Consider the following 20,786-nt stretch of genomic DNA (forward strand, 5'->3'; position numbering starts at 1 on the left):
AAGTAGCGATGCGAAAATTAAAATTCATGGCCAATACCCAGAGCCAAACACCACGGGATGGTCAAGAGACCCAGGAATATGTAGCACATTTACTTGCTGAAAAATTAGGCAAATACGGTTTTCAGACCTTAAGCCAAAGTGGAGCTCAGGTTGCTGTCAGCGTGGAAGAACATGCGCTGCCTTTATCGGTGAGTTGCGAAACCAGAGATGAACAAGGGCATCTGGTCTGTGAAATTGCCTCATATCCTGAAGAAGAGCAGGACTGGCTGGATCGTATCACTGAAAGAAGCCTGCTTAATCAGCTTGCGCAGGCAGTGGAAACCTCTCTAAAAGAGCAGGAAAGCTTTAGCGAGTTTGAATGGAAGAGCTAATTCAACAGACTCAATCAGCTTTGCCCATACTGCAAACTAAACGCTTGATCCTAAATTGTTTTAAATCAGCCGATGCCAAAGAAACTTATGTTTCAATTACGCCGAGTTTGACACGTTTTATGGCGTGGGACCCACCACAATCTGAACAGGGATTTGCAACAGTCTGGCAAAATTGGCTGGAAAATATGACCGATCATAAAGAATATGTATTTGTGATCCGCCATATTGAAACACAAGAATTTATTGGACTATGTGGTTTGCATCGACTTCATGATGAAATACCTGAAGTCGGTATCTGGATTCGTGAAACTGCACATGGTCATCATTATGGACATGAGGCAGTGCATTGTGTTGTGGCTTATGCTTTCAATACATTCGGGATTCAAGTCTTAAGCTACCCGGTAGCAGAAGAAAACTGGGCTAGCCGTAAAATTGCAGACCGCTTGGGCGGAAAAATTCTCCGTTACATCGATAAGCTTAAATATCGGGCTGTGATGTATGAAATTTTTGCAGAAGATTTTGTCTTTTAATAAAAAAACCCATCAGATGATGGGTTTTTTATTTAGCCAAGCGCTAAGTACCGGGTCATTGCGATCCGTAATTGCTTTAAATAGCCGGTAAAGAAATGGTTGGCACCAGGTAATACGGTCACTAAATGGCGTTGTGGTTTTGCCCATTCAATCATATCTGAGAGCAAAGTCACTTCATCGGCTTCGCCATGAATGAACAGAATGTCGCCTTTAATGGCAGGCGTCACATAATGACGAATACCGGCAACTGTTGCAGTCGGCAGACCACATAAAATGGTTTGCTTTGGTTGCAGTTCTACGGGTAAGGCTGCATAGCTTTTTGCCATGACATGCGCACCAAAACTAAAACCGCCTGCATAAAAAGGCAGGGCAATATGCTGGTTGCGAGCGAACCGAATGACTTCTAATACATCATCCGTTTCACCGAAGCCCTCGTCGTGTATACCTTCACTTTGACCAGAACCACGGAAACTTGGACGATACACAATACAGCCACGTTCCAGATACATTTGTGCCAGTAAAACCGGAACCTTATGTTGTGGTGTACCGCCTTGCAATGGATGGGGGTGACAAACTACCGCGAATCCTTTCACTTCACCCTGAGGATAATCCACAAAAACTTCAATCTGACCCGCAGGCCCTTGAAGAAAAATTTGCTCGGGCATATAAAAACCGATGATTAACAGGAGAATCGTGCATTTTAACGATTATGGTGAATAAAAACATGAATTGGAATTAAAATAAGCAGACTGATATAGTTTGATTAATCATTTTTTGACCAGGTTGCCATGCTCGCTTTAATTTCTCCAGCCAAAACTCTCGATTACGATACTCCATTACCGACTGACCAATTTACTCAAGCGAGATTATTAGAACATTCACAGGACTTGATCAACGTTTGTCGCACACTTTCTGCAACAGAAATTTCCAGCTTAATGAGTGTTAGTGAAAAAATTGCCACTTTAAATACCGCACGTTTTAATGACTGGCAACCGGATTTTAATTTAGCCAATGCCCGTCAGGCGATTTTTGCATTTAAAGGCGATGTCTATACCGGTCTGGATGCCTATAGTTTGAAACATGAAGATCTGCACTATGCACAAGACCGTTTACGTATGTTGTCTGGATTATATGGACTCTTACGTCCCTTGGATCTGATGATGCCGTACCGTCTGGAAATGGGAACTAAATTGGCCAATTCCCGCGGGCATAACCTATATGACTTCTGGGCTCACCACATTACTGATCTGATTAATCAGGATCTAGCAGCAGCAAATTCTGAAATCCTGGTGAATATCGCCTCTGATGAATATTACAAATCAGTCAACGAGTGCAAAATTCAGGCAGACATTATCAAGCCGGTATTTCTGGATCAGAAAAATGGCAAATATAAAGTGATTAGTTTCTATGCCAAAAAAGCACGCGGTCTCATGGCGCGTTTTATGATTGAAAATAAAATTGATCGTATAGAGGGGCTAAAAGCTTTTAATACTGATGGCTATTATTTTGATGCAGACAGTTCACTCAAAGGAGAACTGGTGTTTAAGCGTGATGAACAACTGAGTGCATAAATGAGATGATTCCCAGTATCCAGCATGAGGATATGTATGCCGGATATTGGGATGTCTTTATCATGGTTAGGTTCTTAAATAGTGTTCAACGATTTGACTCTATGATGAGTGAAGTGTGGATGAACTGCATAATGAAAACTTCAAGATAATTAAAAATAAAAATATCGCCAAAAGCTTTGAAATCCCTCGCAAAATCTCCTTTATTTAGATCATTTTATTCTAAAAATTAAAGTTGAGCATTCTTGGAAAAGGAAGATAAAATAAATCGAAATAAGTTCTATTGAATAGGTTAGATTTCATTTATCTACATATTTTAATGTTGAATAAACTTCTTTTAGATATTTTGAAAAATATATTAAATTCAATTATTTAGTTTTTGTTTAAAAGAATTTTTAATAGTGTCGATTTTTTGAAAAAAGAATTATAAATTAATTAAGTATTAATAAATAAAACGACATAAAATTAATATTTAGAGGATAAATAAATGCCTTCTATCGGGTTAAATGTAAACTATGTCACAAGTTTGTTAGGTTTTTTGTTAGCATAATTGCATAGTGTTACAAAGCAGCATAATAAAAATGAAAATATATGCTATCCCTGTTTTTGCCTTAATGATCAGTTTATTAGGATTTTGTGTCCATAAACAGTCCGAAATCAGAAAATATGAAAAGATCCGTCATGTCTTGAACGATGGACGTGATTCAAGCAAATTGCTGGAATCCAATCGACATCGACATCGACATTAAGCAGGTTGTACTATCTTCCTCCCGCCAATTGGGTCGAATTAATAAAATTAAATCAATAATAAATATAATAAAATTTTTTAAATATTCATCTTGAATATATTAATTTCTAATAAAGTGTAAAATCAAATAAGCAATAAGAAATCAATGTGTTATAATTTGCCAACGATCAGGATGAAGCAAAATTCATCTTGTTAAGCATTTGATTTAAATCAAGAAAATAAAGCTGCATAAAAGTTATGCAGCTTTTTTGTTTAGATTTTTTTGGGTTTTTATAGCATAGCCCCGGGGCTGTAAGCTGTTCCAACATTTTAACCCGTCAAATGGCTATGCTGGCATATTCGTTGCTAACACATCCTTAAAATTGATGAATTTTTTTATAAAGTTTCATTTATTTGACGGCTTGCTTAAAGCATTAAGTTTACTCAATAGGGGCTAGGTCATGACGACTCCTAATCCATCTTCAGAAAGTATGCTTGAACGTCTGTTTAAACTGAGTGAAAACAAAACCAGTTTCCGTACAGAAGTTCTTGCCGGTGTAACTACATTCTTAACGATGTGTTACATCATTATTGTCAATCCAATGATTTTGTCCGAAACGGGGATGGATCATGGGGCTGTCTTTGTAGCAACCTGTCTTGCAGCCGCGATTGGCTGTTTAGTCATGGGCTTGATTGCAAATTATCCAATTGCACTTGCACCAGGCATGGGCTTGAATGCCTTCTTTACCTATTCCGTATGTTTGGGAATGGGTGTGCCTTGGCAAACAGCACTTGGGGCTGTGTTTATCTCGGGTCTTGTGTTTATTGCGATCAGCATGTTCAAAATCCGTGAAGCCATTGTCAATGCGATTCCAATGTCGCTGAAACTGGCCATCGGTGGTGGTATTGGCTTATTCCTGGCGCTGATTGCTTTGAAAAATGCCGGCCTGATTGTCGATAATCCCGCTACGTTGGTAGGTTTGGGTGATTTAAAGCAACCATCGGTTTTGCTTGCATTATTTGGTTTCCTTCTAGTCGTTGTAATGCATCACTTTAAAGTGCGTGGTGCGATCATCATCAGTATTTTGGTGTTAACCGGTATTTCAGCAGCACTGGGGCTGAGTGAGTTTAAAGGTGTGGTTGGCGCAGTGCCATCGATTGCACCAACATTTATGCAAATGAGCTTTGAAGGTCTGTTCACTGCCAGTTTAATTGGCGTGATTTTTGTCTTCTTCCTGGTCGATTTATTCGACTCAACCGGTACGCTTGTAGGTGTTTCACACCGTGCAGGCTTGTTGAAAGATGGCAAACTGCCGCGTTTGAAAAAAGCACTTTTTGCGGACTCTTCTGCAATTGTTGCAGGTGCAGCGCTGGGTACATCTTCGACTACGCCATACATTGAATCTTCTGCGGGCGTAGCAGCCGGTGGCCGTACAGGTCTAACTGCTGTTGTAGTCGGTATCCTGTTTGTTGCCTGTTTGTTCCTTGCACCATTGGCACAGTCTGTACCAAGCTTTGCAACAGCGCCAGCGCTGTTATTTGTCGGTGTCTTAATGATTCAAGGTATCGTGCATATTGACTGGGAAGATATTACAGAAGCAGTCCCTGCATTTTTAACCATTGTATTTATGCCATTTACCTATTCGATTGCGGATGGTATTGCGATGGGCTTCATTAGCTATGCACTGATCAAATTGTTAACCGGTAAGGCATCAACTGTACCGTATATGGTCTGGATTATTGCAGTACTATGGACGCTTAAATTCGCACTATTTGGCGGCTAATTTTTCTAGATTTGGAAAGGGTGTAAACTCAGTTTGCACCCTTTTTTTATTATTTTAGGTTTCATGAGGAGAAGCGATGAACCGTCTTGAGTTGATTCGAGCTTTGCCAAAAGCTGAGCTTCATGTTCATATTGAGGGCACTTTTGAGCCTGAGCTAATGTTTGCGATCGCTCAGCGTAATAAAATTGCCATCCCGTATAAATCTGTTGAAGAAGTTAAACAGGCGTATAACTTTCATAATCTTCAGTCGTTCCTGGATATTTATTATGCTGGTGCAGCTGTATTGATTCATGAACAGGATTTTTATGATCTGGCTTGGGCGTATTTTGAAAAATGTGCTGAAGACCGGGTCGTGCATACTGAAATGTTCTTTGATCCACAAACCCATACCGACCGTGGCGTTGCTTTTTCAACCGTGATCAACGGCTTGCAAAAAGCCTGTGATGATGCCAAAGCTAAACTTGGCATCAGTTCACATCTGATTATGTGTTTCTTGCGTCATTTAAGTGAAGAGGCTGCTTTTGCAACACTGGAACAGGCCTTACCTTATAAAGACCAGATTATTGCGGTCGGTCTGGATTCAAGTGAAGTCGGGCATCCACCTTCAAAGTTTGAACGTGTCTTTGCTAAAGCGCGTGAAGCAGGTTTCTTGGTTGTAGCACATGCAGGTGAGGAAGGTCCGGCAGCTTATGTCTGGGAAGCTTTAGATTTGCTGAAAGTGAATCGTATTGATCATGGGGTTCGTTCGGAAGAAGATCCGGAGTTAATGCAGCGCCTGATTGCAGAGAAGATGCCACTGACAGTTTGCCCATTGTCAAACCTGAAACTCTGCGTCGTGGATGATATGCAGCAGCATAATATCCGTCGCCTCTTGCAACAAGGCGTGCACGTTACAGTCAATTCAGATGATCCATCTTATTTTGGTGGTTATATGAATGACAATTTTATTGCCATTGCTGAAGCACTGGATTTAAGCAATGAGGAACTCAAGCAGTTGGCCATTAACTCATTTGAAGCCTCTTTTATTACCGATACTGAAAAAGAGCAATGGATCAACCAGATCCGTGCCCTGGTTTAAGTTTTTAAATAAAAGGCAGGGTTCGCTCTGCCTTTGTTTTTATAGATGGATATGAAATTGAAAAATATAATTCTGCTCATCAGTAGCGTGTTGATATCTGCTTGCTCAAATGCGGATATGACTTTGACACAGCGTACTTTAAAACCCGTGATTGAATACCAATGTGCAAAAGAATTGAAAGCATCTAAATTCTGGACTGCCTCGACCTATTTTATGCAGGACAAAAATAAAGCTGAACTTGAACAGAATGTCTGTTCATGTGTAGGTGAGCATGCACTCAAGGATATTCCGGCAAGCACTTTACTGAAAGCGACTCTGGATGAAGAAGTAAAGTCAAAACTCACGCAACAGGCTATTGCAAACAGTCTGAAAGGCTGCATGACCGAGTTCTTAAAATAAAATCAGCTTTGCAATGAAAGCTGATTGAGTGTGGTTTTGCAGATTATTTTTTAGAAGATTTGGATTGTCGGGTCATGCTGTTGAGTACATGATCTTTATCGATAAAATGATGTTTCAGTGCTGCGAAAATATGTCCAACTAAAAGTAAGCCAACTGCCCAGGAAAGCCAGATATGCAGGGGTTTTACGATCGCGGTTACAGCCGGATTTTCTGCAATCAGTGCCGGCAGGTTAAATAAATATAGCACTGGTGCTGGATAGCCCAGACTCCAGCTATATAAACAGCCGGTGACAGGTAGAGCAATCAGCATAAAATACAAAGCCAGATGACCTGCATGTGCCAAAGTTTTCATCCGGGGTGACATAGTGTCCGATAGTTCAGGGGCAGGGTGGGTATAACGCCAGAAAATTCGCACAACCAACAGGAAAATAATGGTGGTGGCGATATTTTTATGCAGGGTGATGACATCGCCTTTAAAGCTGCCATCGACTTCATAACTTAAAAAATTCCCACTATAAAAACCAATCAGCCAGGCCGCAATAAAGATAACTGCCATGATCCAGTGCAGCCATTGTGCCGTGCGCGTGTAATATTGTACTTTTTCCATGTGATTTTCGATTGCCCTCAAAGATGAATGCACCTTAGCAAAGGGCGAATCAACTCAGCAATTCCAAATCTGCAACGCTATGGTGGCTTTCATGTAACATCTATTGAAATTGCTGGGTGCAGATTAAACATTCAGGATGATTTATAGATTTCTTATTCAGGTGAATTTCGGCACAATAGCGTCACGCTTCATATATGAATAAACAAGGAACAGATCTGTGAAAAAATTATTGGCTGCACTTGCTCCGCTTACTTTGGTTTTATCGGCTTGTGCAACAACAGGCAGCCCTGAAACGCAAACCACGACTCAACAGCTGGGTGGGGCTGCGCTTAAAATCGCGATCAATGCAAAATGTACGACTGAGCTGAATAATATTCCAGCATGGCAAACAGCTACACGTCTAATGACTACGACCCAAAAGCAGAATATCCAGACTGAAATTTGTGGCTGTGTCAGCGAAAAAGCACCCCAAAGCGTAACAGCGGTAGATTTGGCGACTGCAGCGATTGACCCGGCAGCACGTGCGACGATTGTCGGCAATGTGGTTGCAAAAACCATTAACGCTTGTGTAGCTGAAGCTGTAAACTAAGCCAAGATTAAATTGAAATAGGCTGACTGGTTCAGCCTATTTTTTATGGAAAAATAGACATGAAGATTGCTGGTGTAGATGAAGCAGGGCGTGGGCCATTAGTGGGTTCGGTGGTCGCTGCGGCAGTTATTTTGGATCCGAACAACCCGATTGAGGGTTTAAATGATTCTAAAAAACTCACTGAAAAGAAGCGTGAAAAACTTTTTATCGAAATTCAGGAAAAAGCGCTGGCATGGGCCATTGCTGAGGCTTCTGCGGCAGAGATTGATGAACATAATATTTTGCAGGCCTCTTTGCTGGCCATGCGTCGTGCTGTAGAAGCTTTGCTGATTCAGCCAGAGCATGTGCTGGTCGATGGTAATAAAGTCCCTCAAGGCCTTTGCATGAGTTGTGATACCGTGGTGGGTGGTGATGCGCTACATGCTGAAATTTCAGCAGCCAGTATTCTGGCGAAAGTAACCCGTGATCATCAGATGATCGAGATGGATCAGAAACATCCGCAATTTGGCTTTGCCAAGCACAAGGGTTATCCGACCAAGGCACATTTCGAAGCGATTGCCTTACATGGCGTGATTGATGAGCATCGTCGCAGTTTTGGGCCGGTGAAAAAAGTGATTGCAGCATTACAGCAGGGTGTGGAACTTTAAGTTTTATTTAAATTATCTAAGTATTTAATATTTTTATATAAAATTCAGACAAATTTAAAGCGGCTTAAAAGCCGCTTTATTCTTCGCACAAACATTAACGGTTAAAGTTATTTTGTGTCTGGCTATCGTCTTCATAAGAAGGTTGGTAATCTTGATCGATATGTTGAAGATGTTCATGCATTGCACGTTCATGCTGGATACGCTGGTAAATCTCTTCACGGTGCACAGAGACTTCTTTCGGAGCATTTACCCCGATACGAACCTGGTTACCTTTTACACCAAGCACAGTCACACTGACTTGATCACCAATCATTAAAGTTTCCCCGACGCGTCGAGTCAGAATCAGCATGTTTTTCTCCTTGCAAAATGCAAAACCTGCAATCTATTGAATGTAAAACAAAAAGCACAACCAAAAATTACAAAATAAGATCTGGATAGAAATTCTGTCATCTGGGTGAAAGATTTTAATCTATCTCAGCTGGTTAAAAATCCTCAGGCTTAATATAACAGAGCCACTATAAAAAAAACTATAGTGGCTCTGCATTTTTGTAGACTTTTATAAAATACTGTCAAACAATGACAATATTCTGTCTTAACGCTTAAGCACGTGCGCTAGATTCGCCTTGTTCACGGTCTAAACCGAATGCGGTATGCAATGAACGAACCGCAAGTTCAAGATAATTTTCTTCAATGATCACAGAAATCTTGATTTCAGACGTCGAGATCATCAGGATGTTGATGCCTTCGTCTGCCAAAGCTGTGAACATTTTGCTTGCCACGCCGGCATGTGAACGCATGCCTACACCTACAATTGATACTTTTACGATATCTGAACGGGTCGCAACTTCACGCGCACCAATTTCTTGAGCAGTTGCTTCAAGAATGGCTTTGGCTTTATTTAATTCGCCACGGTTCACAGTAAAAGTGAAATCAGTTGTACCATCTTCTTCAACGTTCTGGATAATCATATCCACTTCAACATTGGCATCACCAATCGGGCACAAAATTTTAGAAGCAATACCCGGTTCGTCAGGCACACCTAAAATAGTTAATTTTGCTTCGTCACGGTTAAATGCGATACCGGAGATAATTGGCTGTTCCATGTTGTCTTCCAATTCAGTCGTAATAAGTGTACCAACGTTTTGCTTAAACTCTTCGTCGAATGCGCCATCGTTGTCATTGTCGAAGCTTGATAATACGCGTAAAGGCACCTGGTATTTACCAGCAAATTCAACTGAACGAATTTGCAGGACTTTAGAACCGAGTGACGCCATCTCAAGCATTTCTTCAAATGAAATACGATCAACTTTTTTTGCTTTTGGTGCAACACGTGGATCGGTGGTATATACACCGTCAACGTCGGTATAAATCTGGCATTCATCTGCTTTGAGTGCGGCAGCAATTGCAACACCTGAAGTATCAGAACCGCCACGCCCTAAAGTGGTGGTATTGCCATGTTCATCAAAACCCTGGAAACCGGCAACGACAAGTACGCGGCCTGCATCCAGATTTGAGTTCAGGACTTCAGTATCAATGGATTCGATACGTGCCTTATTGAATGAGCTGTCGGTTTTCATGCCAACCTGGCGACCTGTTAGTGATTTTGCTTCAACTCCAATTGAGTTCAGCGCCATTGCTAACATAGAAATCGTAACCTGTTCACCCGTAGATACCATTTGGTCTAGTTCACGTGGGTCAGGGGTTTCGGTAATGGCCTTCGCTAAAGCAAGTAGACGATTGGTTTCGCCACTCATTGCTGATACCACTACCACTACCTTGTGGCCGTGGTCATGCCAGCGCTTTACACGACGAGCAACATTTAAAATGCGCTCGGGAGTACCCATAGAGGTACCGCCATATTTTTGAACGATTAATGCCATAGTTGTTCCATATAAGCCATGACCCTGATGTACCTATCAGGCTCAGTTACACAAAATTGAAGTTTTATTTTGCTGCAAGCCAGGCAGTTAAATCTGCCATCACTGGAGCAAACTTCTCGTTAAGTGGCGCGCCACCTTGTGCCAAGTCAGGTTTACCACCACCTTTACCACCTAGCTCAGTCGCTAAATGTTTGATGATGTCACCTGCTTTAATAGAAGCAGTAAAGTCTTTTGCCACAGATGCGATCAAGCTCACCTTGTCACCCTCTACACCTGCAAGAACAATCACTGCATTTTCTAATTTTGATTTCACACCGTCGTGCAGGTTGCGAAGTGCTTTCGCATCCATGTTTTCAACAGTTGTAATCAAGGTTGCACGACCTGCAATGCTTTGAACTTGGCTTAGAAGTTCACCGGCTTGCAGGCTAGCAAGTTTTTGATTGAGTTGTTCGATCTGTTTCTGCAAGCTCGATGCAGTATCAACCAACGCTTCAACTTTTTCTAAAGTCTGGTCTTTTTGTGCTTTGAGCAAACCGTTAATCGTATTGATATCGCGATCGGCTTTTTGCGCAACTTCAACTGCTTTAGTGCCTGTTACTGCTTCAATACGACGTACACCGGCTGCCACACCACCTTCAGAGGTGATTTTGAACAGACCGATATCACCGGTACGTTTTACGTGAATACCACCGCAAAGTTCGATTGAGAAGTTTTTCTCTTCAATCACTGAACCCATAGACAGTACACGTACTTCGTCACCATATTTCTCACCAAACAGCATCATCGCACCTTTAGCCTTCGCAGACTCGATATCCAGAAGTTCAGTAGACACCGCAGTATTGGCAATCACTTCAGCATTGACCAAACGTTCAATTTCTTGCAGCTGTTCAAAGCTTACAGGTTGGTCATTGGCAAAGTCAAAACGTAACACATCAGATGCAACCAATGAACCTTTTTGCTGTACATGTGAACCTAAAATTTGACGTAACGCAGCATGTAGCAGGTGAGTCGCAGAGTGGTTGCGCGCAGTTGCTGCACGAATATCTGCTTTTACTGTTGCTTCTACATTTTGAGTAACTTTCAAGTTACCCATCGTCACGATACCTTGGTGTACAAATGCGCCACCAGATTTTTTGGTATCTTGAACTTCGAAAATACCAGTATCGTTTTTGAAGAGTCCTGTATCACCGATTTGACCGCCGCTTTCTGCGTAGAAAGGTGTTTGGTTGAGTACGATCAGTGCTTCATCGCCTTCAAACACTTCATCAACTTGCTCGCCATCTTTGTAGATTGCGATGATTTGACCTTCACCTGCAGTTGCGTCATAACCATCAAACTGAGTTTCGCCTTCAACTTTAACTACGCTGTTGTAGTCGATCGCGAATTTACCTGCATCACGTGCGCGTTGACGCTGTGCAGCCATTTCAGTTTCGAAACCAGCTTCATCAATGGTTAAGTCACGTTCACGTGCGATGTCAGCAGTCAAGTCAGTCGGGAAACCATAAGTGTCGTAAAGTTTAAATACCACTTCGCCCGGAATCACAGAACCTTTTAACTGTGCCAATTCGCCTTCAAGCAATTTCAAACCTTGCTCAAGTGTTTTGGCAAATTGTTCTTCTTCTTTAAGAAGTTGTGCTTCGATACGTGCTTGTTGAGCAGCAAGTTCAGGGTATGCATCGCCCATCACTTCGATCAGTGGCTTCAACATTTTGTGGAAGAACGAACCTGTTGCGCCTAATTTGTTACCATGACGTACTGCACGACGGATAATACGACGCAGTACATAACCACGACCTTCATTCGATGGGTTTACGCCATCAGCAATCAGGAATGAACATGAACGTGCATGGTCAGCAACGACTTTCAATGAAGCAGGATACTGAACTGGTGTGCCTTTCTCAGCAGCTTCAGCTTCAAGCGCTGTAGTATCCAGACCAATAATTTCAGCCGCAGCTTTAAGTAAATGCTGGAATAAGTCAATTTCGTAGTTTGAGTTGACGTGCTGTAAAACAGCAGAAATACGCTCCAAGCCCATACCTGTATCTACAGAAGGTGCTGGAAGAGGGTGCAGTACGCCATCCGCAGTACGGTTGAACTGCATGAAAACGTTGTTCCAGATTTCAATGAAACGGTCGCCATCTTCTTCAGGAGAACCCGGTAGGCCACCCCAGATATGCTCACCGTGGTCAAAGAAGATTTCAGAACATGGACCACATGGACCGGTATCGCCCATTGCCCAGAAGTTATCTGATGCGTATTGACCGCCTTTGTTGTCACCAATACGAATAATGCGTGAAGCGTCTAGACCGATTTCTTTGTTCCAGATGTCAAAGGCTTCATCATCGGTGTGGTAAACGGTTGCATAGAGTTTATCTTTAGGAAGACCAAGCCATTCTTCGTTAGTCAAAAAGTCCCAGGCAAATTTGATCGCATCACGTTTGAAGTAATCACCAAAGGAGAAGTTACCCAACATTTCAAAGAAAGTGTGGTGACGTGCTGTATAACCTACATTGTCCAAGTCGTTGTGCTTACCACCTGCGCGCACGCATTTTTGTGATGACACTGCACGTACATAATCGCGTTTTTCTAGACCTAAGAAGCAATCTTTAAACTGGTTCATACCAGCATTGGTGAACAGCAAAGTTGGGTCATTGGCAGGTACTAGAGAACTCGACGCGACACGTGTATGCCCTTGCGATTCAAAGTAACGCAAAAATGCTTCACGAATTTCAGCTGATGTCATAAAACGAGTACTCACAACCAAGTCACTCCATAATTTCCGATTTGGCTAAAACACCACAGTCTGACAAGCATACAAGAGCTCTGCTGCAATGCGGGGCTTAAAAATTTAAAACGCCAAATTATAACGGAAAAAGCAGTAGGCACCAATCATTTTAAAACCAATTGCGAAGGATTTATTTACTCAGGTTTTTCGCTGAATAATTAAATTGAATTTTCCCACAGTAGAATTCGTGGATATCCATCACATTAAAAATAACTGGAATTTTAAATGACCCAGATACAGACGGATGGATCAGAAATAAAATAATCGAAAATCAGTATTTTCTCTGAAGTTTTTTAATGTACGGCGCCAGAAATCCTTTAACATAGAAGAGTTTTAAAATAGGCATATAAAAGGTCGAGTCATGCAACGAGTGGCAATCAATGGATTTGGGCGTATTGGACGGAATGTACTGCGCGCATGGTTTGAAAATCCGAAAGATTTTAATTTTGAAATCGTTGCCATTAACGATATTGCCGATGTTGAAACCCTGATCCATCTATTTAAATATGACTCGACCCATGGCCGTTTTCCGGGGCAGGTGGATCTCAGCTATGATGCTGAACATATCTATATGCATATCAGCTATCAAGATACTGCATTAAAAGTACAGGTTTTGTGTGAGTCGCATCCGGCTAAGTTGCCTTGGCAAAACTTGACGGTAGATGTAGTGCTTGAATGTACTGGGCTATTCCGTTCTCGTGAAGCCGCGACCCAGCATATTGGCGCAGGGGCGAAACGTGTGATTATTGGCGCGGCACCTTTTGATACGGTCGATGCCGCAATTGTCTATGGTGTCAATCATCATGAAGTCAAAGCATCGGACCAGATCATTTCCAGTGTTTCTTGTACTACGCAGGCTTTGGTGCCACTGGTCAAAATTATTGATGATGCATTTGGCATCAGTAGCGCCCTGATGACCGAAATCCATGCTGTTACGGCGGATCAGTCGGTACTGGATCATGCACATCGTGATTTGCGACGTGCACGTGCCTCGGGCCATAACATCATTCCGACCACTTCGAGCGCACTCGGTGCCTTAAAGCGTGTCATGCCAAAAATGGAAGATCGTATTGATGGTTATTCGATTCGGGTGCCAACCATTAATGTGGCCGCGATTGATTTGACCTTTGTCTCCCAGTCGCCGATTACCGATCACAAGTTAAATGAAGTTCTGATTAAGGCTGCCCGGCAGGATTTTGCCGAAATTATGTCGGTAACGGACGAGCCCTTGGTATCGAGTGATTTTAATCATTCCCCGTATTCACTGATTGTTGATTTGACCCAGACTCTGGTGGTCGGGCATCAAGCTAAGGTTTTTGCCTGGTACGATAACGAGTGGGGCTATGCCAACCGTCTACTGGATTTATGTGAATCATTTCATTAAGTTCGGGTTATCTAAACCTCAAAAGCACCAAGACACGGTGCTTTTTTCTTGCCTGTAAATATTCTGCAAGCCATGTTTTAAGAGAATTTGCCGGTAATTGATCGAAAATCAGGAATTGAGGCTGAATTATTTACGTTATCTGAAGCATTTTTCGTTAAGATAAAGACAATAAAATGAAATAAGAGCAAGCACATGATGGTGGTTTGGGGATTTATTATATTGCTGACTTTGGCGGTGATTTTTCTGATCTGGCTGCAGTTTAATCAGAATGATGAACCACATAGCGTGGAAGGCGTGCCAGTCGAAGAAAAAATCGTGCATCTGGAAGAAAATTTGAAAAAGACCCTGGAAATTATGCAGGATCTAGCCAAAAAAATGCATGTGCAGCAGGAAGTGCTGGATCAGACCACAGCCAAACTTCAGCAGGTTGAATTGCAAAATGCCGAACTGGTCAGTTTGCTGACCAAAGTGGTCGATCCACAGAAATAATCCAAACCCCTTTAGAAATTATTTAAAGGGATTTTGTTTGAGTATTAGACGATTAAAATTCTTAAAACTGCGGCAGAAACCATACTGATGGCGACGGTTGGTAATAATCCAAAACGCGTAGCGGCAAATAGCGTTAAAGCCAAGGCGATCAGGTCTGCAGGATGGTCTCGAACAAAATAGGGTGCAATTACTGAAATCAGCACGCAGCCAGGGACTACTTCCAGAATTTTTCGCTGACGCTGTGTCAGCGTTTTATTTTTTAATAAGACGTAGCCCAAGATCCGGGTTAAATAGGTGGTCGCAGCAATCAGAATAATAGCCACCAAGGTATTCATCTGGATCATGTTTGATCCTCTTGAATCATGAAAAATGCCGAAGCGATTCCAGACAAGGCGCCAACCGGTACATACCAGCCCGCAGGTAAATATAAATAAGCCAAAGCCGCACAGACTAAACTGACCAGCCATGGCCGGGCAGCCTCAAAACCTTTCCACATAGTTCTCAGTAACACCAGAAATACAGCAGGAAAGGCCATATCGAAACCAAAACGGTTGATATCGCCTAATACAGGTCCAAGCATGGTGCCGAGTGTGGTAAATCCGACCCACATCAAGTACAGGCAAAAACACAGGCCGGCATAATAAGGCATGCTAAACGCAGCACGATAACCCAGTTGCGCCTGTTTCCTTTGTGCATCAGCCAGACCGAGTGCCCAACTCTCATCGACCATAAAAAACAGCGCCGGAAAAACTTTACGATTCGGAAGATGCTTTAAATACGGCACCAAACTGGCGCCCATCAACAGATGCCGGCTATTTACCAGAAAGGCAATGAACATCAGCATGAGTAAATTTGGTGGACTGCTCCAGACCTCCAGAATGGCAAATTCAGAACCGCCGGCAAAGTTCAAACCTGTCAGTAAAGGCACTTCGAGCAAGCTGAAATTCTTCTGTACTGCCGTCGCACCCAGTACTAATGCAAAGGGGATAATCCCTAAAAGCATGGGAATAGAATCTTTCATGCCACGTTGAAATTCACTGAAATCGGTAGGGGCAACTATTGCTGCGGTGCTTTGTCTGAACAAAAGCATGGAAATGACCTGGGTACTGCAAAACTAGACCATATTTTATGGCGATATTCAGGCTATTTGCTGTTGTAGTGAAAGAGATTTGAGTTTTATTTGAAATTAAATTGCGCTAAATTAAATTTAAGGGGTTTTAAATGCCAAGGCATAGACATGGATCAAATAGATAAACGCATTTTGCATGAGCTGCAAAAGAATGGAAAACTGCAAAATAATGAACTGGCTCAATTAATTGGCTTGTCACCGTCACCCTGTTTAAGACGGGTAAAACAGCTTGAAGATGATGGCGTGATTGAGCAATATGTCGCACTGCTGAATCCACAAAAGGTCAATTTGGCGATGAGCGTGTTTGCACGCGTCTGGCTCAAGTCTCAAGAAGCTGCTGTGGTCGATCAATTTGTCGAAGCGATCAAGGAAATGCCAGAGGTGGTCGAGTGCCAGTTAATGGCAGGCGATTGTGATTTCTTTTTAAGAATTGTGGTGGCTGATCTGGATGCCTATCGTAAATTTCAGATTCATCATTTAACCCAAATTCCCTGCATTCAAAGTGTAAAAACTGAAATTCCATTGCAAACGGTTAAAAGCACGACTGCATTGCCTTTGGTTTAATGCCGGATTTTGTCATGCTATTTGTTTTAAATGTGCATTAAAACGCTGATAGTTGACACAATTGTTGTTGATTTCATCAGGTAGCGAAAATTATAAAATTTGCGATGCACAGCCAAAACTATCGTGCTAGACTAGGAGAAATCGGGTGTGCTCCCGATTTTTTTATGCGGATTCGTTCCGCGCTGACAAGAATTTAGGTTTACAACATGCCCATTTCAGAGACATGGTTATTACCTGATGGTGTAGCTGATGTATTACCAGAACAAGCGCAAGTTATTGAAAGTCTGCGCCGTAAATCACTGGATTTCCTTGCATCTCGAGGTTATCAGCTGGTGTACACGCCATTCATTGAATACATCGAATCTCTATCTTCTCTCTCAGAATCGAATCAAGATTTAGACTTAGCCACTTTTAAAGTAATCGATCAGCTTTCTGGTCGTTTGCTTGGTGTGCGTGCCGATATGACACCACAAGTGGCTCGTATTGATGCGCATGTACATCCAGTGGAAGGTGTAGCACGTTACTGCTATGCAGGAACCGTTCTGCATACCAAGCCTCGCGGTTTTAACACTTCGCGTGCGCCACTACAGTTAGGTGCGGAGCTATTTGGTTCAGACAGCATCGATGCCGATGTAGAAATGGTCGACTTGATGATCAGTCTGATTCAGGAAACAGGTCTGGCAGATGGTATTCATCTGGACTTAGGTCATGTGGGTTTATTCCGCAGTCTGGTGGCTCAAGCCGGCTTAAACAAAGTCGCTGAACAGCAATTATCTGACTTATACCAACGTAAGGCGCTGCCAGAATTAGAAGAATTCACGGCAGACCTGAAATTTGGTCAGGATTTTTATGCCCTTGGACGTTATGCCAGCGACCTGGATGCATTACAAGCGAATTTAAGTGCTGAAGTGTTGGCAAATCCAGCATTCACTCAGGCTTTTAATGTCTTGCAAACCACCAAAGATGAAGTTCAAACCCGTTGGCCAAACTTGAGTATTGGTATTGATGTGGTTGAATTACGTTCATACCATTATCATACTGGCCTGATGTATGCGGTCTATGCACCGAACCGTGCAGCTGCACTGGCACAAGGCGGCCGTTATGATGGTATTGGTGAACATTTTGGCCGTGCGCGTCCGGCAACCGGTTTCTCTTGTGACTTATATGCTTTAAGCGCAGGCCAGTTTGATGCGGTACAGGTCGTGGTTGCACCTAAAGGCACTGATGCAGAACTTCTGAATGCAATTCAGAATATTCGTGCACAAGGCTTAAGTGTAATTCAGTTACTGGGTAATGATGATTTAAACTCGATTCCATATGCGACGCACCAGCTGGTGAATGCGAATGGTGAGTGGACAGTCAAAACGATTTAACTGCTTGGCTCAGTGTTCATGTCGCTGAGCGGGGCTTTCAACTTTAACAGCATGATGTAATGAGGCTATTATGGGCAAGAATGTTGTGGTACTTGGTACCCAATGGGGCGACGAAGGTAAAGGTAAAATCGTCGACCTGCTCACAGATCAAGCGGCAGCGGTAGTTCGTTATCAAGGCGGACATAACGCAGGTCACACTCTTGTGGTTGGTGGTAAGAAAACGGTCTTACACCTCATTCCATCAGGTATTTTACGTGAAAACGTATTGTGCTTAATTGGTAACGGTGTTGTTCTTTCTCCTGAAGCGCTCATCAAAGAGATGGACATTCTTGAAAAAGAAGGCGTTCCTGTTAAAGAACGTTTACGCATTTCTCCAAACTGTCCATTGATTCTTCCGAACCACATCGCACTTGACCAAGCGCGTGAGAAAAAACGTGGTAATGCGAAGATTGGTACGACAGGTCGTGGTATCGGTCCTGCATACGAAGACAAAGTAGCGCGTCGCGCAGTACGTGTTGCTGACCTGGTACGTGGTGGTGAACATCTTACTGCTCAGTTAACTGAACTTCTGGACTACCATAACTTCCAGCTGACTGAATACTACGGTGTTGAAGCAGTTAAACTGGAAGACGTGCTGGCACTTTGCGACGAATGGCGTAAAGTTGTTGCGCCACTGGTTGTGGACGTGACCACTGAATTGCACAACTACCGTAAAAACGGTGACAACATCATGTTCGAAGGCGCGCAAGGTTCACTTCTTGACGTTGACCACGGTACATATCCGTATGTAACTTCTTCGAATACCACTGCTGGTGGCGTAAGCTCTGGTTCAGGTCTGGGTCCTTTGCACCTTGACTATGTACTGGGTATTACTAAAGCGTACACAACGCGTGTAGGTGCTGGCCCATTCCCAACTGAGTTGGTGTATGACGCTGCAAATGACACAGGTGATGCGATTGGTAAACACCTCGGTACGATTGGTAATGAATTTGGTGCCTCTACTGGCCGTCAACGTCGTTGTGGGTGGTTCGATGCTGAAATTCTACGCCGTTCAGTTGACGTAAACTCACTTTCTGGTATTTGCCTGACTAAACTTGACGTTCTTGACGGTTTAGAAGAAGTGAAAATCTGTGTGGGTTATGAAGCTGCAGATTCTGGTTGTGTCGGTTCTTCTGATGCGCTTGCATTCGAAACTTTAAAACCGATTTACGAAACTATGCCAGGCTGGTCTGAGTCAACTTTCGGTGCGAAATCACTGGATCAGTTACCAGAAGCTGCACTGAACTATGTAAAACGTCTTGAGCAATTGATTGAATGTCCTATCGACATTATTTCAACAGGTCCAGACCGTGAAGAAACCATCGTTCTTCGTCACCCGTTTGATGCTTAATCTTCATCTGATTAAAGCTTGAATGATAAAAACCCATCTTCGGATGGGTTTTTTATATGCTGAATTTATGCAGGTATTTCAAGACTAAAGTTGCATCGGTAATGTGGCGTGATGTGCTTTAACATAGCAGCATATAAAGAAAGAAAAATGAGCAGCAGGATGCAAAAAAATATATCGGCGACCATGTTTTATTCATTGTTATTCGCGATGGGTGGGGCGCCAACATTGGCCATGATGATTATTCGTGCGCAAACTCAAAATCCTGAGGTGATTTATGCGGCGCTGATTGGTCTGAGTGTCATTATCGCCTGTGTATTAGTACCTATTATTTTATTGCAAAATGCTTTTTTATATTTCAAACGTAAAGACGAAATGCTTGAACAGAAAATCAAACCACTTAGTCAGGTTTACCTAGGCCTCAATATTATTTGTCTGATTTATTGGTTGGCGATACAGTATTTGGCTTAAAAATTACATAATTTATAAGAAGATGAATGAATTAAGCGTTTAGCTGCTACGCGCTTTCACTTATAATTTTTACAATGTAAATTGCCCTTAAGCCAAGGCGGAGTAAATTATAATGAAGAATAAACTTTTATTGAGTATGGCGGCTGCTACAGTCGTCACATTATCAGGTTGTACCACCATTGCCGATATGGCAGGGGCAGATACTGCGACCTTAAATGCATCTGCGAGCCAAAGCTATAATGCCATGGTCAATGATGCGAAAAACAAAGGTCAACTGGATACCAGTTCAGCGACCTATAAGCGGATTAATAATGTATTTAACCGTTTGAAACCGGTTGCTAACCAGATGAATCAAACCGGTACAGCATTCCAGTGGCAATTGGCTGTGCTCAAATCTGACCAGGTCAACGCCTTTGTTGCACCAGGTGGTAAGGTTGTATTCTATACCGGTATTGTGAATAAACTGAATCTGACCGATGCTGAAATTGCAGCGATTATGGGTCATGAAATGGTGCATGCCTTAGAAGAGCATTCTAAGCAGAAAATCGGTGCTCAAGCCCTGACTGATCTGGCTTTGGGTATTGGCTTAAATGCAGCAGGTGTAGGTCAAGGTGGCGCTGCAGCCGCACAATTGGGTAGTCAGATCGGTATTGGCTTGCCATACTCGCGTAATCTGGAAAGCCGTGCTGACCAAGGTGGTTTAATGTTGATGGCGCGCGCAGGTTATAACCCGAATGCAGCCATTACCCTGTGGGAAAAAATGAACAAACTTGGTGGCGGCAGTGGTGCAACCTTCCTGTCTACGCATCCATCGAATAGTCAGCGTATTGGGCAAATGCGTCAACAATTGCCAGCAGCGATGCAGATTTATAACCAAAAAAAATAATCCACTGATCATCCTGTAAAAGGAGATCTTGATCGGATTGGAAAGGCAGGGCAATGGCTCTGCTTTTTTTATAGCTGATCGGATGGTTAATATTCTACGGGCTATTTTCAGGCAATAAAAAAGGCAAAGTCTGACTTT

22 protein-coding genes are annotated in these 20,786 nt (G+C 42.6%); 15 read left to right on the plus strand and 7 right to left on the minus strand.

The features are described from left to right. Window positions 1-8 precede the first annotated feature (8 nt). Both H0S56_RS05140 and H0S56_RS05145 read left to right on the plus strand, forming a co-directional pair. Window positions 9-371 carry a hypothetical protein gene (locus tag H0S56_RS05140; protein WP_071851704.1) on the plus strand — a complete coding sequence of 121 codons (363 nt, stop codon included), beginning with the start codon at window positions 9-11 and terminating at the stop codon, window positions 369-371. After that, complete coding sequence (locus H0S56_RS05145; RefSeq protein ID WP_195725820.1) at window positions 359-901, plus strand: GNAT family N-acetyltransferase; 543 nt, start codon at window positions 359-361, stop codon at window positions 899-901. Before H0S56_RS05140 ends, H0S56_RS05145 begins: the two co-directional genes overlap by 13 nt. A 32-nt stretch (window positions 902-933) precedes the next feature. Here the strand turns inward: H0S56_RS05145 and H0S56_RS05150 are convergent, their stop codons facing one another. Beyond that, window positions 934-1,566 (minus strand): alpha/beta hydrolase, encoded by a 633-nt coding sequence (locus tag H0S56_RS05150; RefSeq protein WP_004645565.1) that lies wholly within the window; start codon window positions 1,564-1,566, stop codon window positions 934-936. 123 nt (window positions 1,567-1,689) lie between these two features. Between H0S56_RS05150 and yaaA the strand changes: the two genes are divergently transcribed. The 4 genes from yaaA (at window position 1,690) to H0S56_RS05170 (ending at window position 6,457) form a co-directional block, all read left to right on the plus strand. Next, window positions 1,690-2,472, plus strand: coding sequence for a peroxide stress protein YaaA (yaaA, locus tag H0S56_RS05155; protein WP_005247421.1), 783 nt, complete (start codon window positions 1,690-1,692; stop codon window positions 2,470-2,472). 1,185 nt (window positions 2,473-3,657) lie between these two features. Beyond that, on the plus strand, window positions 3,658-4,980 hold the full coding sequence (locus tag H0S56_RS05160) for an NCS2 family permease (protein ID WP_004645563.1): 1,323 nt from the start codon (window positions 3,658-3,660) through the stop codon (window positions 4,978-4,980). A gap of 76 nt (window positions 4,981-5,056) precedes the next feature. After that, complete coding sequence (locus H0S56_RS05165; protein ID WP_180038742.1) at window positions 5,057-6,058, plus strand: adenosine deaminase; 1,002 nt, start codon at window positions 5,057-5,059, stop codon at window positions 6,056-6,058. A gap of 45 nt (window positions 6,059-6,103) precedes the next feature. Next, a complete protein-coding gene (locus tag H0S56_RS05170; RefSeq protein WP_004645560.1) occupies window positions 6,104-6,457 on the plus strand; it encodes a hypothetical protein in 354 nt (117 codons plus the stop codon). 43 nt (window positions 6,458-6,500) lie between these two features. Here H0S56_RS05170 and H0S56_RS05175 read toward each other — a convergent pair whose 3' ends face one another. Next, complete coding sequence (locus H0S56_RS05175; RefSeq protein WP_195725821.1) at window positions 6,501-7,064, minus strand: cytochrome b; 564 nt, start codon at window positions 7,062-7,064, stop codon at window positions 6,501-6,503. 217 nt (window positions 7,065-7,281) lie between these two features. Between H0S56_RS05175 and H0S56_RS05180 the strand changes: the two genes are divergently transcribed. Together H0S56_RS05180 and rnhB are read left to right on the plus strand one after the other, a co-directional pair. Beyond that, complete coding sequence (locus H0S56_RS05180; protein WP_004278974.1) at window positions 7,282-7,653, plus strand: hypothetical protein; 372 nt, start codon at window positions 7,282-7,284, stop codon at window positions 7,651-7,653. A gap of 59 nt (window positions 7,654-7,712) precedes the next feature. After that, window positions 7,713-8,300, plus strand: a complete 588-nt coding sequence (gene rnhB / locus H0S56_RS05185; protein ID WP_195725822.1) for a ribonuclease HII — start codon at window positions 7,713-7,715, stop codon at window positions 8,298-8,300. Window positions 8,301-8,394: 94 nt separating this feature from the next. Here rnhB and csrA read toward each other — a convergent pair whose 3' ends face one another. The 3 genes from csrA to alaS all read right to left on the minus strand — a co-directional run bounded on the left by csrA (window position 8,395) and on the right by alaS (window position 12,938). Continuing rightward, window positions 8,395-8,649 carry a carbon storage regulator CsrA gene (gene csrA, locus H0S56_RS05190; RefSeq protein WP_004278972.1) on the minus strand — a complete coding sequence of 85 codons (255 nt, stop codon included), beginning with the start codon at window positions 8,647-8,649 and terminating at the stop codon, window positions 8,395-8,397. A 250-nt stretch (window positions 8,650-8,899) separates the two neighbouring features. After that, window positions 8,900-10,180, minus strand: a complete 1,281-nt coding sequence (locus H0S56_RS05195; protein ID WP_004278971.1) for an aspartate kinase — start codon at window positions 10,178-10,180, stop codon at window positions 8,900-8,902. Window positions 10,181-10,244: 64 nt separating this feature from the next. Next, window positions 10,245-12,938 (minus strand): alanine--tRNA ligase, encoded by a 2,694-nt coding sequence (alaS, locus tag H0S56_RS05200; protein WP_195725823.1) that lies wholly within the window; start codon window positions 12,936-12,938, stop codon window positions 10,245-10,247. A gap of 388 nt (window positions 12,939-13,326) precedes the next feature. On the opposite strand from alaS, the gene H0S56_RS05205 reads away from it, so the two are divergent. Together H0S56_RS05205 and H0S56_RS05210 are read left to right on the plus strand one after the other, a co-directional pair. Beyond that, window positions 13,327-14,349, plus strand: coding sequence for a type I glyceraldehyde-3-phosphate dehydrogenase (locus H0S56_RS05205; protein ID WP_005106504.1), 1,023 nt, complete (start codon window positions 13,327-13,329; stop codon window positions 14,347-14,349). Between the two features lie 192 nt (window positions 14,350-14,541). Further along, entirely contained in the window at window positions 14,542-14,838 is a 297-nt protein-coding gene (locus H0S56_RS05210) for a hypothetical protein (protein ID WP_195725824.1), read from the plus strand. A 44-nt stretch (window positions 14,839-14,882) separates the two neighbouring features. Here the strand turns inward: H0S56_RS05210 and H0S56_RS05215 are convergent, their stop codons facing one another. Together H0S56_RS05215 and H0S56_RS05220 are read right to left on the minus strand one after the other, a co-directional pair. Beyond that, window positions 14,883-15,182, minus strand: a complete 300-nt coding sequence (locus tag H0S56_RS05215) for an AzlD family protein (protein WP_129716517.1) — start codon at window positions 15,180-15,182, stop codon at window positions 14,883-14,885. Then, window positions 15,179-15,928: an AzlC family ABC transporter permease gene (locus tag H0S56_RS05220; protein ID WP_195725825.1), complete on the minus strand. Its 750-nt coding sequence runs from the start codon at window positions 15,926-15,928 to the stop codon at window positions 15,179-15,181. Before H0S56_RS05220 ends, H0S56_RS05215 begins: the two co-directional genes overlap by 4 nt. Before the next feature lie 147 nt (window positions 15,929-16,075). Here H0S56_RS05220 and H0S56_RS05225 point away from each other — a divergent pair, with 147 nt between their 5' ends. From H0S56_RS05225 to H0S56_RS05245, 5 genes are all read left to right on the plus strand, one after another. Then, window positions 16,076-16,531 (plus strand): Lrp/AsnC family transcriptional regulator, encoded by a 456-nt coding sequence (locus H0S56_RS05225; protein ID WP_004645552.1) that lies wholly within the window; start codon window positions 16,076-16,078, stop codon window positions 16,529-16,531. Window positions 16,532-16,737: 206 nt separating this feature from the next. Then, window positions 16,738-17,904, plus strand: coding sequence for an ATP phosphoribosyltransferase regulatory subunit (locus H0S56_RS05230; protein WP_195725826.1), 1,167 nt, complete (start codon window positions 16,738-16,740; stop codon window positions 17,902-17,904). Window positions 17,905-17,974: 70 nt separating this feature from the next. Beyond that, window positions 17,975-19,294 carry an adenylosuccinate synthase gene (locus H0S56_RS05235; protein ID WP_004278963.1) on the plus strand — a complete coding sequence of 440 codons (1,320 nt, stop codon included), beginning with the start codon at window positions 17,975-17,977 and terminating at the stop codon, window positions 19,292-19,294. Window positions 19,295-19,453: 159 nt separating this feature from the next. After that, window positions 19,454-19,762 carry a hypothetical protein gene (locus tag H0S56_RS05240; protein ID WP_180086952.1) on the plus strand — a complete coding sequence of 103 codons (309 nt, stop codon included), beginning with the start codon at window positions 19,454-19,456 and terminating at the stop codon, window positions 19,760-19,762. A gap of 112 nt (window positions 19,763-19,874) precedes the next feature. Beyond that, window positions 19,875-20,648 carry a M48 family metallopeptidase gene (locus H0S56_RS05245; RefSeq protein WP_004645549.1) on the plus strand — a complete coding sequence of 258 codons (774 nt, stop codon included), beginning with the start codon at window positions 19,875-19,877 and terminating at the stop codon, window positions 20,646-20,648. Window positions 20,649-20,786 lie beyond the last annotated feature (138 nt).

The organism is Acinetobacter lwoffii (assembly GCF_015602705.1).
GTDB classification, from domain to species: Bacteria; Pseudomonadota; Gammaproteobacteria; order Pseudomonadales; family Moraxellaceae; genus Acinetobacter; species Acinetobacter lwoffii_E.